Annotated in this window: 15 protein-coding genes, 2 pseudogenes and 1 riboswitch; of the genes and pseudogenes, 13 read left to right on the forward strand and 4 right to left on the reverse strand. The window is 36.7% G+C overall.

The window, feature by feature from the left end; translation table 11 throughout:
• Positions 1–35: 35 nt before the first annotated feature.
• Positions 36–758: a sulfotransferase family 2 domain-containing protein gene (locus tag ACIQZD_RS18410; protein WP_402905188.1), complete on the forward strand. Its 723-nt coding sequence runs from the start codon at positions 36–38 to the stop codon at positions 756–758.
• Positions 759–826: 68 nt separating this feature from the next.
• On the opposite strand, the gene ACIQZD_RS18415 is transcribed toward ACIQZD_RS18410, so the two are convergent.
• On the reverse strand, positions 827–1,906 hold the full coding sequence (locus ACIQZD_RS18415) for a glycosyltransferase family 4 protein (RefSeq protein ID WP_402905190.1): 1,080 nt from the start codon (positions 1,904–1,906) through the stop codon (positions 827–829).
• 309 nt (positions 1,907–2,215) lie between these two features.
• On the opposite strand from ACIQZD_RS18415, the gene ACIQZD_RS18420 reads away from it, so the two are divergent.
• The 10 genes and pseudogenes from ACIQZD_RS18420 to ACIQZD_RS18465 all read left to right on the forward strand — a co-directional run.
• A complete protein-coding gene (locus ACIQZD_RS18420) occupies positions 2,216–2,935 on the forward strand; it encodes a glycosyltransferase family 2 protein (RefSeq protein ID WP_402905192.1) in 720 nt (239 codons plus the stop codon).
• A 331-nt stretch (positions 2,936–3,266) separates the two neighbouring features.
• The gene (locus ACIQZD_RS18425) at positions 3,267–4,139 is read left to right on the forward strand and encodes a sulfite exporter TauE/SafE family protein (protein WP_402905194.1); all 873 of its coding nucleotides are present in this window, start codon (positions 3,267–3,269) and stop codon (positions 4,137–4,139) included.
• A 12-nt stretch (positions 4,140–4,151) separates the two neighbouring features.
• Positions 4,152–4,748: an adenylyl-sulfate kinase gene (cysC, locus tag ACIQZD_RS18430; RefSeq protein ID WP_402905196.1), complete on the forward strand. Its 597-nt coding sequence runs from the start codon at positions 4,152–4,154 to the stop codon at positions 4,746–4,748.
• 68 nt (positions 4,749–4,816) lie between these two features.
• Entirely contained in the window at positions 4,817–5,995 is a 1,179-nt protein-coding gene (gene sat / locus ACIQZD_RS18435) for a sulfate adenylyltransferase (RefSeq protein ID WP_402905198.1), read from the forward strand.
• A gap of 161 nt (positions 5,996–6,156) precedes the next feature.
• A pseudogene (locus tag ACIQZD_RS18440) lies at positions 6,157–6,644 on the forward strand (zinc-binding dehydrogenase).
• Between the two features lie 190 nt (positions 6,645–6,834).
• On the forward strand, positions 6,835–7,371 hold the full coding sequence (locus tag ACIQZD_RS18445) for a GNAT family N-acetyltransferase (RefSeq protein ID WP_402905200.1): 537 nt from the start codon (positions 6,835–6,837) through the stop codon (positions 7,369–7,371).
• A 192-nt stretch (positions 7,372–7,563) separates the two neighbouring features.
• Positions 7,564–8,124 (forward strand): HPP family protein, encoded by a 561-nt coding sequence (locus ACIQZD_RS18450; protein WP_402905202.1) that lies wholly within the window; start codon positions 7,564–7,566, stop codon positions 8,122–8,124.
• A 226-nt stretch (positions 8,125–8,350) separates the two neighbouring features.
• Complete coding sequence (locus ACIQZD_RS18455) at positions 8,351–8,593, forward strand: cupin domain-containing protein (protein ID WP_402905204.1); 243 nt, start codon at positions 8,351–8,353, stop codon at positions 8,591–8,593.
• Positions 8,594–8,845: 252 nt separating this feature from the next.
• On the forward strand, positions 8,846–9,517 hold the full coding sequence (locus ACIQZD_RS18460; protein WP_402905206.1) for a helix-turn-helix transcriptional regulator: 672 nt from the start codon (positions 8,846–8,848) through the stop codon (positions 9,515–9,517).
• Positions 9,514–9,855, forward strand: a pseudogene (locus ACIQZD_RS18465) (DNA alkylation repair protein); the annotation flags it as partial. The gene ACIQZD_RS18460 and the pseudogene ACIQZD_RS18465, both read left to right, overlap by 4 nt.
• 138 nt (positions 9,856–9,993) lie before the next feature.
• Here the strand turns inward: ACIQZD_RS18465 and ACIQZD_RS18470 are convergent.
• Positions 9,994–10,908: a DMT family transporter gene (locus tag ACIQZD_RS18470; protein WP_402905208.1), complete on the reverse strand. Its 915-nt coding sequence runs from the start codon at positions 10,906–10,908 to the stop codon at positions 9,994–9,996.
• Positions 10,909–11,161: 253 nt separating this feature from the next.
• Between ACIQZD_RS18470 and ACIQZD_RS18475 the strand changes: the two genes are divergently transcribed.
• Positions 11,162–11,653 (forward strand): Lrp/AsnC family transcriptional regulator, encoded by a 492-nt coding sequence (locus ACIQZD_RS18475; protein WP_402905210.1) that lies wholly within the window; start codon positions 11,162–11,164, stop codon positions 11,651–11,653.
• Positions 11,654–12,390: 737 nt separating this feature from the next.
• On the opposite strand, the gene dapA is transcribed toward ACIQZD_RS18475, so the two are convergent.
• A complete protein-coding gene (gene dapA, locus ACIQZD_RS18480; protein ID WP_402905212.1) occupies positions 12,391–13,287 on the reverse strand; it encodes a 4-hydroxy-tetrahydrodipicolinate synthase in 897 nt (298 codons plus the stop codon).
• Between the two features lie 137 nt (positions 13,288–13,424).
• Positions 13,425–13,603: riboswitch (Lysine riboswitch) on the reverse strand.
• 276 nt (positions 13,604–13,879) lie between these two features.
• On the opposite strand from dapA, the gene ACIQZD_RS18485 reads away from it, so the two are divergent.
• On the forward strand, positions 13,880–14,011 hold the full coding sequence (locus ACIQZD_RS18485; RefSeq protein WP_402905214.1) for a hypothetical protein: 132 nt from the start codon (positions 13,880–13,882) through the stop codon (positions 14,009–14,011).
• Positions 14,012–14,163: 152 nt separating this feature from the next.
• Here the strand turns inward: ACIQZD_RS18485 and ACIQZD_RS18490 are convergent, their stop codons facing one another.
• Positions 14,164–14,580 (reverse strand): DUF2690 domain-containing protein, encoded by a 417-nt coding sequence (locus ACIQZD_RS18490; protein WP_402905216.1) that lies wholly within the window; start codon positions 14,578–14,580, stop codon positions 14,164–14,166.
• Positions 14,581–14,955: the final 375 nt, after the last annotated feature.

Raw genomic sequence — 14,955 nt, forward strand, 5'->3', positions numbered from 1 at the left:
GCTATATTTATAACAATAAATGGAGGGAATCATTTATGTCTGTAGGTCTCGATATATTTATGCATATCCCCAAAACAGGGGGAACGACTTTAGATGAAATATTTAAAAAACAATACAAGCTTAACGAAATATTTGATCATGACTCTTTCCAAATGAAGGTGATGAAAATGGACGAATTAACGGAAGCGGAAAAGAGGAATATCAAAGCGGTTACAGGTCATTATTTCTATGGGATACATCAGGAGTTTTCAAGGCCATTCAATTATTTTACGATGTTACGTGACCCGGTAGACCGTGTCATTTCTTCCTATTATTTTTTAAAGGATTATCCTGGCTATGAAATGGTAAAAGACATGACTTTGGAGGAGTTTGTAGTCAAAGGGCCTGAAGCACCCAATTTACAAACATTGATGGTATGCGGCAGCCAGGAGATTCCTGACATTGAAAAAGCAAAGGAAAACCTAAAGACATTTGCTGTGGTGGGAGTCACTGAGTTGTTCAATGAAACACTTTTTTGCCTGAAAAAGGAATATGCCTGGGGAGACATCCATTATACTAGAAAAAATATTACAAAAAATCGATTGGCAAAAGAGGAAGTGCCATCAGAGTTAATAAACTTGATTAAAAAATATAACGCATTGGATTTGGAACTATATGATTTTGCTAAGCAACTTCTTTATATAAAACTTCAATCACTTACAGTAGACGAGCAAAAGCAATTGGAAAAGTTCAAACTGGAACAGAGCGCCTTAAACTAGTTTCTAATATGAAAGTCCCCTATAAAAAAAAGAAACCGCCGGAATGAAAAAATTCCGGCGGTTTCTTTTCACTTGGAATCTATTCCTAAGGACTCCAGCATATTGATGAAGTTTTCAGCATACAAATCAGGACTAAAATGAGTTTTGACGTGCTCAAGGGCATTTGACCGGATGCTTTCCCTCCTTGTCTGGTTATTCATTAAATCCTTTGCCTCTCTGACTGCATTATCAATATTTCCTAAAGAGTAAAACTTTCCCGTTCGATTATGAATGATTGAGCTCCTTACCCCATCTGAATCCGTCGTCAGCACAGGGCATCTGCAACTCATCGCTTCAAGGAGTGCGTAAGGGGCTCCTTCCACTTTTGAAGTGGAACATAAAAAGCCTCCGGAATCCCCAATTTCAGAGAAAAAATCAGCCATTTGGGAATTTGGGACATTTGCGTGCAGAGTAAGCTTTGAGCTTAAATCTAACCGTTTTATTAATTCATTGAATTTATCTCTTTCGTTAGGGTCACTTAACGTGGGATCTTCGAACATAAGTAATTGTATTTTCGGATTATGATTGTTAATTAGTTGATAACCGATCTTGAGGAATTCACTCCAATTTTTATTATCTTCAATCCTTCCTATCCAAGCCACTTTTCTATAGCCATCTAAAGGTACTGGCTTGTAGCAGAATTGACTTGTATCAAAACAATTATTAAAACTGAACTTTGGAAACGTTGGGTAAAGTTCATCCAATAATTGCATGATATGAGGAGTCTTTGGGTTAAGGAATCCATCTGCATGGGCATTGACATCTGGGATGGCATTTGAAAGTGCCGATCTTGCCACACTTTTTGGACCGTAACCCTGGATTTCGATAATCATCTTTCCTTTATACCCCATAGACCTGAATCTCGGTAAAGTATTGAAATCTGAAACGACAACGATAGCGGAATAATCTCCATCTTCCAATATTTTTTTGATTTCAGCATCATCGTTCGTAATAAATGTAGGGGCACTGTGGTCATTCAAGAAATTCCTTCTGTTTTCATAATATAGATAATGGGCATCGATACCGTATTTTTTCAGGGCGGCGAATCGTTGCCGATTTAATGTTTCCACTCCACCGCTTGGAACATAAAAAACAAACAATATATTCATTTTTCCCCTCCTCAAAAATAATGGAGCAACAGGTCTGATATTTAGGATGGACTTTACCTTTCAAGGAAACAATTATCACAAATCGATCCATTTTGAATGGATGTGAAAAAGAGCCATGTAATATACGTATGATTAACTAATTGGATTTATAGCCGTTTTAATTTGGGATGGCTCGATTGGGAATAGTTCATATCTTAATAAGTGTGTAATGAATATGAATATTAATATGAAAATGAATGATTCTTATTAAAACGGATAGCCCTTGATGCTAAAAAAATACATGGTAATCAATTGAAAGGCGGTTCATAGATGGCTAAAGTATCGATTGTTGTTCCATTCTATAATTGTCCATATATCGATAAAGCTTTGGAGAGCTTGTTCAACCAAACCTACAAAAATATTGAGATTATCGTAGTCAATGATGGTTCTACATTATATTCAGAAAAAATCGTTCCGTTTCTGGATAAAATAATTTATATCAAAAAGGAAAATGGGGGAACGGCCAGTGCATTGAATACCGGCATCAAAAATGCAACAGGTGATTATGTATGCTGGCTTAGTTCCGATGATATCTTTTACCCTGAAAAGACAGAGATCCAGTTGGAAGCAATGGTAAGGGAAGATGCACGATTCAGTTATACCAGTTATTACTGCATTGATGATAATGGCGAAATCATTACTCCGATTATAGGGATATACCCACCTAATCAGCTTGAACTTATTAAAGCAATGATCAGAGGAAATATTATTAATGGCTGCTCGGTCATGATTCACAGAAAGGTATTTGAGCTCATCGGAATATTTGATGAGTCGCTTCTATACACACACGATTATGATTTATGGTTGCGGATCCTGCAAAATTTCAAATTTCACTTTGTGCCTCAACCGCTATTACTATATAGGATTCATACAGAAATGGGCTCTAAAAAGCATGAAGGCCGCATTAAAATGGAAAATAGGCTGGTGGTTAATCGACATCATGCCAAAATGAAACAATTATTGGTAAATGAACTTAGGAAACAACAATAGGTGAGCAAGATGTAAAGGAGGTCCCTGTTTTTATAAAACAGGGGCTTCTTTAGTTGTTGGAGGAGCCTGGCTTTCATCAAGGAACCTCGGAGGGTGGACAAATGAATTTTCCAATTTCATATATGAGTCTATAACATACATAAAGCTCTTTGCATACCTTATAGAAATCATTCATTTTCCTTAATAATAGGGACTGTCATGCATTAAAGCTTTTGTCAGGAAGGACTTCATTGCGTTGATCGACAGTGGACGAGCGTAAATTCATTGGTTGATACAGAACAAGGGACAACAGGTACGTTATAAAAAATGGAATGCTTTGTAGGAGGAGAAAATGAGAAAACTCATTATATTTGCGTTTATCGGATTTCTGGCTCAGCTGATCGATGGGTCATTAGGTATGGCATATGGGGTTACATCCACATCGATGTTGCTGACATTCGGAATCGCACCGGCAGTGGCCTCTGCATCCGTTCATCTTTCAGAAGTCGTGACAACGGCCGCATCAGGCATTTCTCATATGAAGTTCGGGAATGTCGACCGCCAGGCCCTTTTCAAATTAATCATACCTGGATCAGTTGGGGCATTTGCAGGAGCGTGTTTTTTAAGTAACTTACCGGGTGATCTGATAAAGCCATACATTTCGATTTTTCTGCTGATTCTTGGTGTGTATGTGCTTTTCCGCTTTTTAAGAACGTCTAAGACAAAAAGTGAAAAGAAATCAATTAATCTTACAAGAAAAAAATCGATCACCTTGGGGTTGATAGCGGGCTTCGCAGATGCAACGGGTGGGGGCGGTTGGGGTCCTATCACAACTCCTGTCCTATTGTCACAAGAAGGTGTTCCTGCCAGAAAAGTGGTCGGTACAGTTGACACTAGTGAGTTTGCAATTGCTGTTTCCGCAACGCTAGGGTTTCTCATTGCATTAGGTTGGCAGGAAGTGAACTGGTTTTGGGTAACCTCCCTGATGGTAGGAGGGATTATTGCTGCCCCGATTGCTGCATGGATCGTTACGAAATTGCCATCTTATTTATTGGGAGTCCTTGTCGGGGGTTTTATCATTTTGACGAATGCTCGAACGCTGCTTGCCACATGGTCTCTTCAGGATCATTGGGTCACCGTCATATATATGCTGATATTGATCGGGTGGGCAGGTTCTTTGGTATTTGTCATCCGGAACAACAAAAAGGGGTTCCATAAAGATTAAAGGGGAGATAGTGTGAGTAAACAAGAGAATATCCATCAACATCCTTTTTCCATTACGAAAGAGCTTAGGCAAGCTCAGAACGGACATAAAAGCTATATTCTTTGGTTTACTGGTTTATCAGGGTCAGGTAAGTCCACCATCGCCAATATGGTCGAGGGAAGACTGCATGCGATGGGAATTTCGACATATATTTTGGATGGAGACAATCTACGGAATGGATTAAATGAAGACCTTGGTTTCAGCTCTGGTGACCGTAAAGAGAATATAAGGCGAATCGGAGAGGTCTCCAAACTATTTGTGGATAGCGGAATAGTAGTGTTGGCCACTTTCATTTCGCCTTATGCGAGTGACAGGGAGGAAGTAAGAAAAAAAGTACAACAGGATGAGTTTATTGAGATTTATGTAAAGTGTCCCATCGAAGCCTGCGAAAAAAGGGATCCCAAAGGATTGTACAAGAAAGCTAGAAGTGGGGAAATCACCTCCTTCACAGGCGTTTCGGCTCCATATGAAGAACCGGAAAATCCGGAGATACTAATTGAAACCAGTCAATACACCATTGAAGAATGTGTACAGCAGGTCATGAACTATTTAAAGGATAATGGTCTTTAACATCGACATGGCCGAATTTGGAAAAATGAATATGAAACAAACCAAATCAAATGATTGAGGGGTTATAAATGAAGGTTCAAAGAACCAGTATCGATCCACATGGCGGGAAACTGATTCAACGTGAATTATCAGGAAATGACCGTGTGGAATACTTGGAAAAGTGTAAATCCTTATCGTCCCTGACCCTCTCGAAATGGAATGTTTCCGATCTGGAAATGATTTCAAACGGAGCGTTCAGCCCGCTTGTAGGATTCATGGGAAAAGAGGATTACCGAAGTGTCATCAAAGATATGCATCTGGCAAATGGCTTGCCATGGACGATACCGATCACTCTTCCTGTCACGAAGGAAGAGGCAAGTCGGCTGAACATCGGCGATGAGGTCGCTTTATACAGTGATGACGGGGAACTTGCTGGTATCATACAGGTGGAAGAAACGTTTGAATACGATAAACTGGAGGAAGCAAAACTCGTATACAAAACAGACGATCCCAATCACCCTGGGGTTAAAAAGCTGTTTGGACAAGGGGATATCTATGTTGCCGGACCAATTTATTTAATAAATAGGTCATCGCATGAGCCATTCGGGAAATTTCATATGAGCCCTTCCGAAACGAGAAAGATGTTCACGGATTTAGGTTGGAATACTGTTGTCGGTTTTCAAACGAGGAACCCAGTACACCGTGCACATGAATACTTGCAAAAAACAGCATTGGAAACCGTTGATGGACTATTATTGCATCCTCTTGTCGGTGAAACGAAAAAAGATGATATACCTGCGGATGTTCGGATGGAAAGCTATCAAGCCTTACTAAAAGGCTACTATCCAATGGATAGGGTTTTACTTGCCATATACCCAGCAGCAATGCGCTATGCAGGGCCCAGGGAAGCAGTATTTCATGCAATTGTCCGAAAGAATTATGGGTGCACGCATTTTATTGTCGGCCGAGATCATGCGGGTGTAGGCAATTATTATGGCACATATGATGCCCAAGAAATCTTTAGCCAGTTTGATCCGCTGAAAATTGGCATAAAACCTCTTTTCTTTGAACATAGCTTTTACTGCAAAAAATGTTTGAATATGGCTTCCCTGAAAACATGTCCCCATAAAGATGAAGATAGGTTTATATTAAGCGGGACCAAAGTCAGGGAAATGCTCCGGAACGGCCTTGTCCCGCCACTTGAGTTTACACGTCCTGAAGTGGCCGAAGTTCTTATTAGAGGCATGAAGGTAAATGAAGGCGAGTAAGCTATTGTAAACGCGTTTAGATTTAGTATTTTAAACTGGCGGAGCAGTATAGTTCAAGTACAGTTTTTGAAGATTCGTAGATATTAAGTGAATATGACGAATTGGAGGAGGATTAATGAAAGCAATCGTACACCAAGTACGGTCCCCCCGACGTTCTTCATCTGAAAGAGGTAGAAAAACCTTCTCCTAAGGAAAATGAAATACTGGTAAAAGTAAAAGCGACAACGGTAACAATGGGGGATATTCGGTCACGAAGCTTTACAGTTCCCCTCTCTGTTTGGCTTCCTGCCCGGAAAATGGTGAGACCTACGATGTTATTTTTGAAGCGGTAAACAAGAGTCCGTTTTTAGCTTGTATGAAATCGCTGAAGAAGGACGGAACTTATCTAAATATCGCCAAGCCGTTACCCGGTGTTCGAATGCTATGGACTAAATTGACAACCGGCAAGAAGCTGATATTGAGTCAAAATTCACCTGAACCCCCCGAAGCTCTAAACTTCCTCAAAGAACTTGTTGAAGCGGGGAAGTTAGAAGTGGTCATTGACAGATATTTTGCGTTTGAAGAAATGGTTCAAGCCCATAAATATGTAGAGAAAGGACACAAGAAGGGAAATGTCGTCATAACTATGGAACATAACGGCAAATCCTAATAAATGAAATAGGATAAGTAATCAAGCTGTTATAAAGCTAAGGGATGCGTTAATTATAAGGTTAGCCGGTGTATACTGGTTGACCTTTTTTTAAAATGGAAGTCTGATATATGTCAAGGTAGTACGTACGGTGTTATTGAGGTGTGCCTCTGGAAAGAAACAGAACTGGTTTTAGCAAAGGGAGTGGAAAATGTTTCCAATATTAGAGACAAAACGGTTGGTGTTAAGAGAATTGGCTGAAGGGGATGCATTAGATTTATTAAAATGTTTTTCCAATCCAGATGTATTACGATACTATGGGCAACCTCCATTAACAAATACAGATCAGGTGAAGCAAATCATTAGGAATTTTTCAAAGAATTTCGATGAAAAGCGCGGAATTAAATGGGGAATTGAATTGAAAGGAAAGGATGGCATTATTGGAACGATTGGATTTCAAGAATGGTTCCATGAACATAAGAGAGCAGAACTGAGCTATGCACTTTTCCCAAATTATTGGGGCAGCGGTTATGCAACAGAAGCTGTCCGTAAGGTGATTTCCTATGGTTTTAAAGAGCTTGACTTAACGCGTATTGGAGCAATTGTTTTTATTGAAAATAAAGCATCCAATAAGTTGCTGACAAATTTAGGCTTCAAAAAAGAAGGGATATTGAGAGATTATATGTACCAAAATGATGTTTCGTTTGATACTAATCTATACTCTTTAATAACGGTAAAGCCTAAATGAATTAACAAAGTACTAGGAACCCTAAGCGCCATGCTCACAGACATAAGGGAAATTGTTACCTGTTTTATGGAAAACAAAAAATGAAAATTCAGATATATATTTTAAAATTCATTGTTTTCCTGTAAGATAACAATATGTAAAAACCCTGTCGACTTGTCGACTTACTTAGAAAACGCGAGGAAAACATAATTTATGGAATTCGAAAAGAGTCTTGAAAAAAGTTGGAGCAATCAACAAAATATAGGTTTAACAGCATATTTAAAGAAAATGAAGGGCGAAGCTAGAGAAAAAGACAGAATTGATTATATGGATTCCTTTGTATCAGCTATAGGTGGTCTCATTGCTATTATCATTATTAGTTTTATAGCTGTCCATTTAGGATATCCTATGGCATTAGCTCCTCTTGGGGCGAGCTGTGTTATTGTTTTTGGTGCGCATAAAAGTCTCTTGTCTCAACCACGTAATGTTATTGGAGGACATATTATCTCTACTACATCAGCTCTTATCATTTGGAGCATCTTTGGTAAAAGCCTGCTCATTATCGGTCTAACATTGGCTATTGTATTGATTATAATGACTTGTACAAAGACTGTTCACCCCCCCGCAGCGGCAAGTGCCCTTGTTTCTATTAATTCCCAAGCTGGTTGGGGATTCCTGTTTTCAATTGTATTAGGTACCTTATTATTAGTTTTTATATCGATGATTTATAATAACTTATTTCAAACAAGACAATATCCAAAGCACTGGTTTTGAAAAATTAATATATTAACTAAACCGGTGCTTAATTTCTGACTGTATTATAGTCCCTCACTAATTTGATAACTGCTTTACTTCAATAAGCGGGGAGTTGCGGCTTTTCCTTACTAATAGAATTAAAAACCTTACTTACCATCACATTTACATATAAAATAGCGTATGATAATGATTTGCTAAAGCTTGATGGGCAGTGGTAAAATCCCAGTAAAAAAGGTGAATGTTCATGTCTGAACCAGTAATAGGAGATTCTTATCAAATCAGTTTGCAAAATATTCGCCATCACTCACAGCATATCCATTTAGGAATAGAAATTCTTTTCGTAATTCGGGGAGAAGTTGAAGTTATCGTCAATCAAGATTCCAGGCATTTGGCGGAAAATGATCTCCTGCTAAAAATTAATGCTAATGAGGTTCATACCGTTAAGGGGCATGAAGATAATGTAGTACTATTGCTGCAAATTCCCTAAATTCCATCGAGCAGCTTTATCAGGATATTCATGTGTGTTATTTCGACTGCCATTCATCCAAAGAGGATAATGGGCTATATCTTCTAATTGATCAGATCCGTCAACTCTTGGCTGAAATTTTGATCGCACATTACCAAGAGCAGGATGGAAGTGAACTTGAAATCAACAGTCTGATTTACAAGTTAGTTACACTCCTTATCCGAAATTTCAAAACCACACATCTCGGGCAGAATCGATTTATTGAAATGAAGGATGAAAGAATTAGGGACATCCTTACTTTTATTGAAAAAAATTATCGTAAACAAATGTCTTTTGAAGAGATTGCCAAACGGCAATATTTTATCCCTATACTATTTGTCCCGTTATTTCAAGCAGGCTGTTGGTGTCAGCTTTTCACAATATGTAAAACAAATCCGTTTGAAATCAGCTGTTCATGAGCTGTTATATACCGATCATACCATCATGAAAGTCTCGTTAAATAATGGTTTTCCAAATGTGAAAGCTTTTAACAAGGCTTTTAAGGAAATGTACAATCTAACACCTGCCGAATATAGAGGTCTTCATAAAAAAGAACCTTCCCAGGAAGTAAATAATATAAGCGAACAATATACTCTGGTGAATTCGCCGCACTTTTTAGTTGAATTGAGCAAGTATATTTCGCAAAAGGACCAAAATGTTACGGTGAAAGAATCGGGGGTTTCTGCGTTACATATTAATCTGCCGGAAGAGCCTGTTCTTGTCCGGGATAAAGCCCAGCGATTACTGGTGATTGGTCAGCTGGAATATGCCTTAAATGAAGAAGTCCAAGCAGAATTAAAGCTTATTCAGGAGCAGCTCCATTTTGAATATGCCTATTTCACGAACCTATTATCCCCCGCTTTTACGACAATGGACCCGTTTTTGCAAATAGGAGGGCCATGCTGAGAATGTCAGCGGGCTGGAGTTGCTACTGTTGGCTTTTAGGGAATCGACTAGACGTTGAATTTTCAGAAAGCAAGATTTCCAATATGCTTGACCTTGTGAAAAATACGATTCACGATTCGCCAGAACGAACGAAATCCGCTATGAATAATTTTCTATACACCGTGGGGATTTCATATTTGCCACTCCATGAAAAGGCAGTCGAGACCGCAAAGGCAATAGGAATAGTAGAAGTCAAACGGGACAAGAAAAAAAGCAGCTTTCTAAATGCTTACGAAAGTATTCAAAAAGAAGTCGATAAAGGAAAGCTTGGTTTTAAACGCAAGCATGTAAGATGTTAAAATTAGCACTTTTTTATTAATTCCTTATCCGGAAAGTTTTTGAACAAATGAGCCTGTATCCACCTTGGATCAGGCCTTTTTTGTATATATAGAAAATTAATCACGAGAGATATTATGTTTTTAGACTTTGAAAAAAAATCATGCTTGAATCTGCGATTGTCTAGAATTCTTTTTGAAAATCACCTTTGCTTTAAAATACGAGAACAAATAACAACCTATAATCACAATACCACTACCAATTCCTTGTACCCACGTCATTTTTTCACCTAATAATAGAAAGGCTAAAATTGCAGTAAAAATAGGATTGAAATTCAAGAAAATACCTGATGTTGTTGTACCTAATTTTTGTACACCAATGTTCCAAAGTACCATACATGCTACAGTTGAGATAACGCCTGTATATAAAATAGATTGTATGAAAGAAGTATTTATATTAGACACTGTAAAAGTAGAAAAATTAAACGGAAGAAGAACTATAAGTCCAAATATACCAGAATATAATGTAGACATCATGGGTGTTGTTGTTATCATTGCCCATTTGCTACAAACGGAATATATTCCCCAAACGCATACAGCAGCCATCATATATAAATCACCTGTATTAAATCGTAATGAAAGGAATAGATCAATATTTCCTTTTGAAAGTACAAGTATTACGCCAATAAGCGAAAAAAACATAGAAAACATTTGTAGAATATTAATTCTTTCTTTTAAAAAGAAAAATGAAAAAATAGCAATTGAAATCATGTTTAATGTTGATATTAACCCAACATTAGTGGCGGAAGTTTTCTCTAACGCTATAAATTGTAATAGATTAAATAGAAACACACCTGTAATCCCCATCAAAAATAATGGAAGGATTGCACTACGAGGGGGAAATATCTTTCTTTCTTTCCACCATACAAATGGCAAAAGACAACTAATAGCAATAATCCACCTTAAAGTCGTCAACGTCATCGGAGAAGCATGTTCGACAAGCGACTTTCCAACGACAAAGTTTCCACCCCATAACAAACTTGTTAAAAGTAATAACGAAAAATAATAATATTGCATTTCATTTTGCTCCTTTTCATCTTTCACAGTTTAAGTGAAAAAAGATCGAAGCCATTGTGCACAATGACATTTCAATTTTCATAATTAATTACTAATAATTTTAACATTTTAGTTCGTTAGTTGATATGTTATTTTGTATAATAGAAGAAACTTAAAATAATATTAAAAAATATGGCTGATATACAGAATTAAATTAAGTTTTGGCTATTAGATGATACCGTTTTTGGAACATTTGTAAAAGGAGTGACTATAAGTGGAATCTATCGTAAGCAAGGTTCTAGATAATGTTGATATTCAAATTTTAGATTTACTGCAAAAGGATGCACAGTTAAGTAATACTGAGCTTGCAAAGCGTGTCAAGTTATCTCCACCAGCTATACATTCAAGGATAAAACGTTTGGAAAATGAAGGATTTATTAATGCACAAGTAGCAATTTTAAACCAGGAGAAGCTAGGTTTTGATTTATTATGTTTCATTTTTATTAGTACGAATATACATCAAGCTGAAGAACTGGAAGTTTTGGAAAAGGCATTAGCTTCTATGTCAGAAGTATTAGAGTGTCATTGTTTAACAGGTGAGTATGATTATCTTCTAAAAGTGGCTAACAAAGATCGGAAGGATTTAGAAATATTTATTAGAAAGTTAAATAAACTAGGCATTACAAAAATTCAAACTAGCCTAGCTCTCAGAGAAATTAAATATTCAACTGTTTTACCTATATGGGAAGAAAAGTCCCGTTCGTAAAAGTACACTTTTACGAACGCTTTTTGATAGACAAGTGAGAGAGAAAAGGTAGAAGAAGGAATAAAAAAATGAAGTCCTTAAATTTGGAAACATACAAGTCTTCAGCAAGGATCAAAATGAAGAACATCAACTTCAGACCATGAAATAAAAGGGTTTGGATAAAAAATTTTGTCAAAAAAAATAGCCATTTCTAAAGAGAGACGTAGGCTATTTATTCATTATCAAGTTATATTAGTAAATATAAATCCATTTCTAAGTAGAACTTTAAATGCGATTATATTTCATTCATGAAAATATCCTTCTCTCATTTTAAATATTTAATGTGGACGTCAAAGCTATTATAGATTGGATCCTAATGAACCAGTCATTTAAGATTTTTCTTATCACTTCAAGAAAATTGAGAAGGTACACTCTGTCTTTCAATAATTACATATCAACATCACTAAAAATACAAGCTTATGATCTATCCCGATAAAATCATTGCTATAGAAATTTGAAATTTATTATTCCTACTGTAAACACCATGTGTTTTTTTTCTTGAAAATGGAAATTCTGCTTTTTGCCCTTAATCTTATAAAATCATTATATTGCTCAACTAGTTTAAGCACTGAGCCGTGCATCGATTAAAAAGCAGTGCACTCTTTATGAGTTGCACTGCTTTTTAAAATTTTATCCCGTTTATTATGGTCTTTAATTAGAAAATCGGTATTAAAGTATAGCTGAATGAATCATTATCTTTATTTATTTAACAAAACAGCTTCTTCGTTACTAGGTTGTAGAGCTATTTGTAGTGCTAATTTTTCTTCATTGTTTAAAGGGACCAGTGGTAAGCGGACACCTCCAACATTTAACCCTCGCATATTTAATGCTGATTTTACCGGTGTTGGGCTTGGTGCCGCAAATAATGCTTTCATAATTGGAAGAAGGTTACGATGTGTAGAAGCAGCACCATGGACATCGCCATTTTTAAAGCTATTTATCATTTCTTGCATTTCATTTCCAATTATATGTGAAGATACCGAAACAATGCCTGTTCCACCGATGGCTAGAACCGGTAATGTTAACCCATCATCGCCGCTGTACAATGTGAAATCACCAGTTGTTTTGCTAATGATTTGTGCCATGGCATCTAAGTCACCACTTGCCTCTTTTACTGCCACAATATTGTTAATTTTTGAGAGGTTAACAATCGTCTCTACTGACATGTTTACAACACTTCGTCCTGGAATATTATAGAGCATTACCGGTAAAGATGTTGATTGGGCAATAGCCTTAAAGTGCTGAAATAATCCTTCTTGAGACGGCTTGTTATAGTATGGGGTAACGAGCATTATTCCGTCGACTCCTGCTGCCTCTGCTTGCTTAGTTAAGTTGATAGAAGCTTTCGTGTTATTTGAGCCAGTTCCAGCTATGACTGGAACTCTTCCATCAACAACTTCAACAACAATTTTGAATAAATCTAGTTTCTCTTCTGTTGTTAATGTAGGAGACTCTCCAGTTGTACCAGCTACAACTAATCCATCAGAACCATTAGCAATTAAATAGTTTACTAAAGTTCTCGTAGCGTTAAAATCAACCTCATTATTATGATTAAACGGGGTAACCATTGCGGTTAAAACTTGGCCAAAATTCATAACTACACACCCTTTTGTATAATATTTTTTAAAAAATTCAGAGGTGGTTAGGGCCATTCAGGAGTAAACGCAAAAAAGCAACAACGAGGGTTCGCTGCTGCAGTAGAAACAATATTTATCAAAAAAATCGTTTCAGCGCGTAAGATAGCCCTCCATATAGTTTCCTATATGACAGTCCTGTATTTATTCAATAGCAGAACCAGCTTCAAGAACATGAGATTCTTTCCGCTTCGGCAAATTCCCCTTTCCACAATAGTCATAGGATCTCATTCTCCTCAAAATGTGTACTAATGGTCTTTGCTCCTCTATCCTCACTTCAAAAGTATGAAGTAAGAAAATATTTAATTGACTGTAATATAACAAGGAATCCTTTCTATTGCAAGGCCAATTTAGAAATATTTTTTTGAATACATGGATAATCAAAGGAAATGGATACGGTATAGGGCTGGATTCATCTTTTTTAGTATTATTTAATTTCAAAAGTTTCAACCTTTTATAGTCAGTTTTTACAATAGATTTAACTTATAGAAGGAATTGGTATTTAACTTATGAATACTTAGAATAATGATCAAGGTGGGGAGGACAGCAAAATATGAAAATCCGTGACGTGGGAAGCAAGAAAACGATCGCTTCAATTGTAAGTAGAACTCCATTGATTCAGGATTGGAACGGGATATGTATAAACAGCATACGTATCTCGTTCCAAATTCATGAGATGAAATGAAAAAAGCCATTAAGATTCATGGGGTTGTTAACAAAAAAAATTGATCACGCATTGAACTGCGAAATGGACTTTTCATAGTAGGCAAAATGGGAAAGATGGCAACAATGGCATTACACCGAGAAAGTCTTTAACAGGAAGTTTGCATTAATAACTTAATAACGACCGGTGTTCGCAGAAATAATTAGAGCCCCACTTGAAGAATAAATACCTGCTTTGGCCAAAGCATTATACGGATCTAAATTCCATAATTGTGCAGTATAACAGGACGTCTGACCTTTCATTATCCATCCGTTTCCACCGGAACTAGCACAACTTGTAAATGCTCTCTTAGTCGTGCCATTAAAACTGTCCACCCAAACATTTGCATAATAATCATAAGGAGCAGACGAATAAAACTTTAAGTAACCCCACGCCGTATGACAATACGCACTTCCTTTTAGCTGCACATATCCAATTTTCACACCGTTTTTATAGATATATTCTGTTTCATAGGTGATTGGGCTTTTAGAAGCACAACCTGTTGAATAAGGGTTTGTATAATCGTAGGACAAGGCAAATGCTTTATTCATCGGTGCAATCGCAAAAAACAGTCCAAAGACAAGAGTTATTACCATCACAATATTTAATAATTTTTTTATAATAACCTCTCTCCTTTCCTTCTTCTAGACTTTACCATATGAAAATTGGTATTTCTATGTACTATGGAATCATTTACCATCTGTATAAATATTACCATTTTACGGGTAACTACCTAGTTAAGGGATAGTACCCCATTCCCATTAAGAAAAGTCAAATCAATACCAAAAACGAGACAAAAGTGAATGGAACGAATACTGGCCTTAGTCCTTTTTTTGGCTTTATTAATATATAAATTACATTGGTCTTATATTTTATTAATAATGTAAAGTTACTATTTTAATTGGTAAACACCATAAAAATTGATA

The sequence above is a fragment of the Peribacillus sp. NPDC096447 genome (genome assembly GCF_044762725.1).
Classification (GTDB): domain Bacteria; phylum Bacillota; class Bacilli; order Bacillales; family DSM-1321; genus Peribacillus.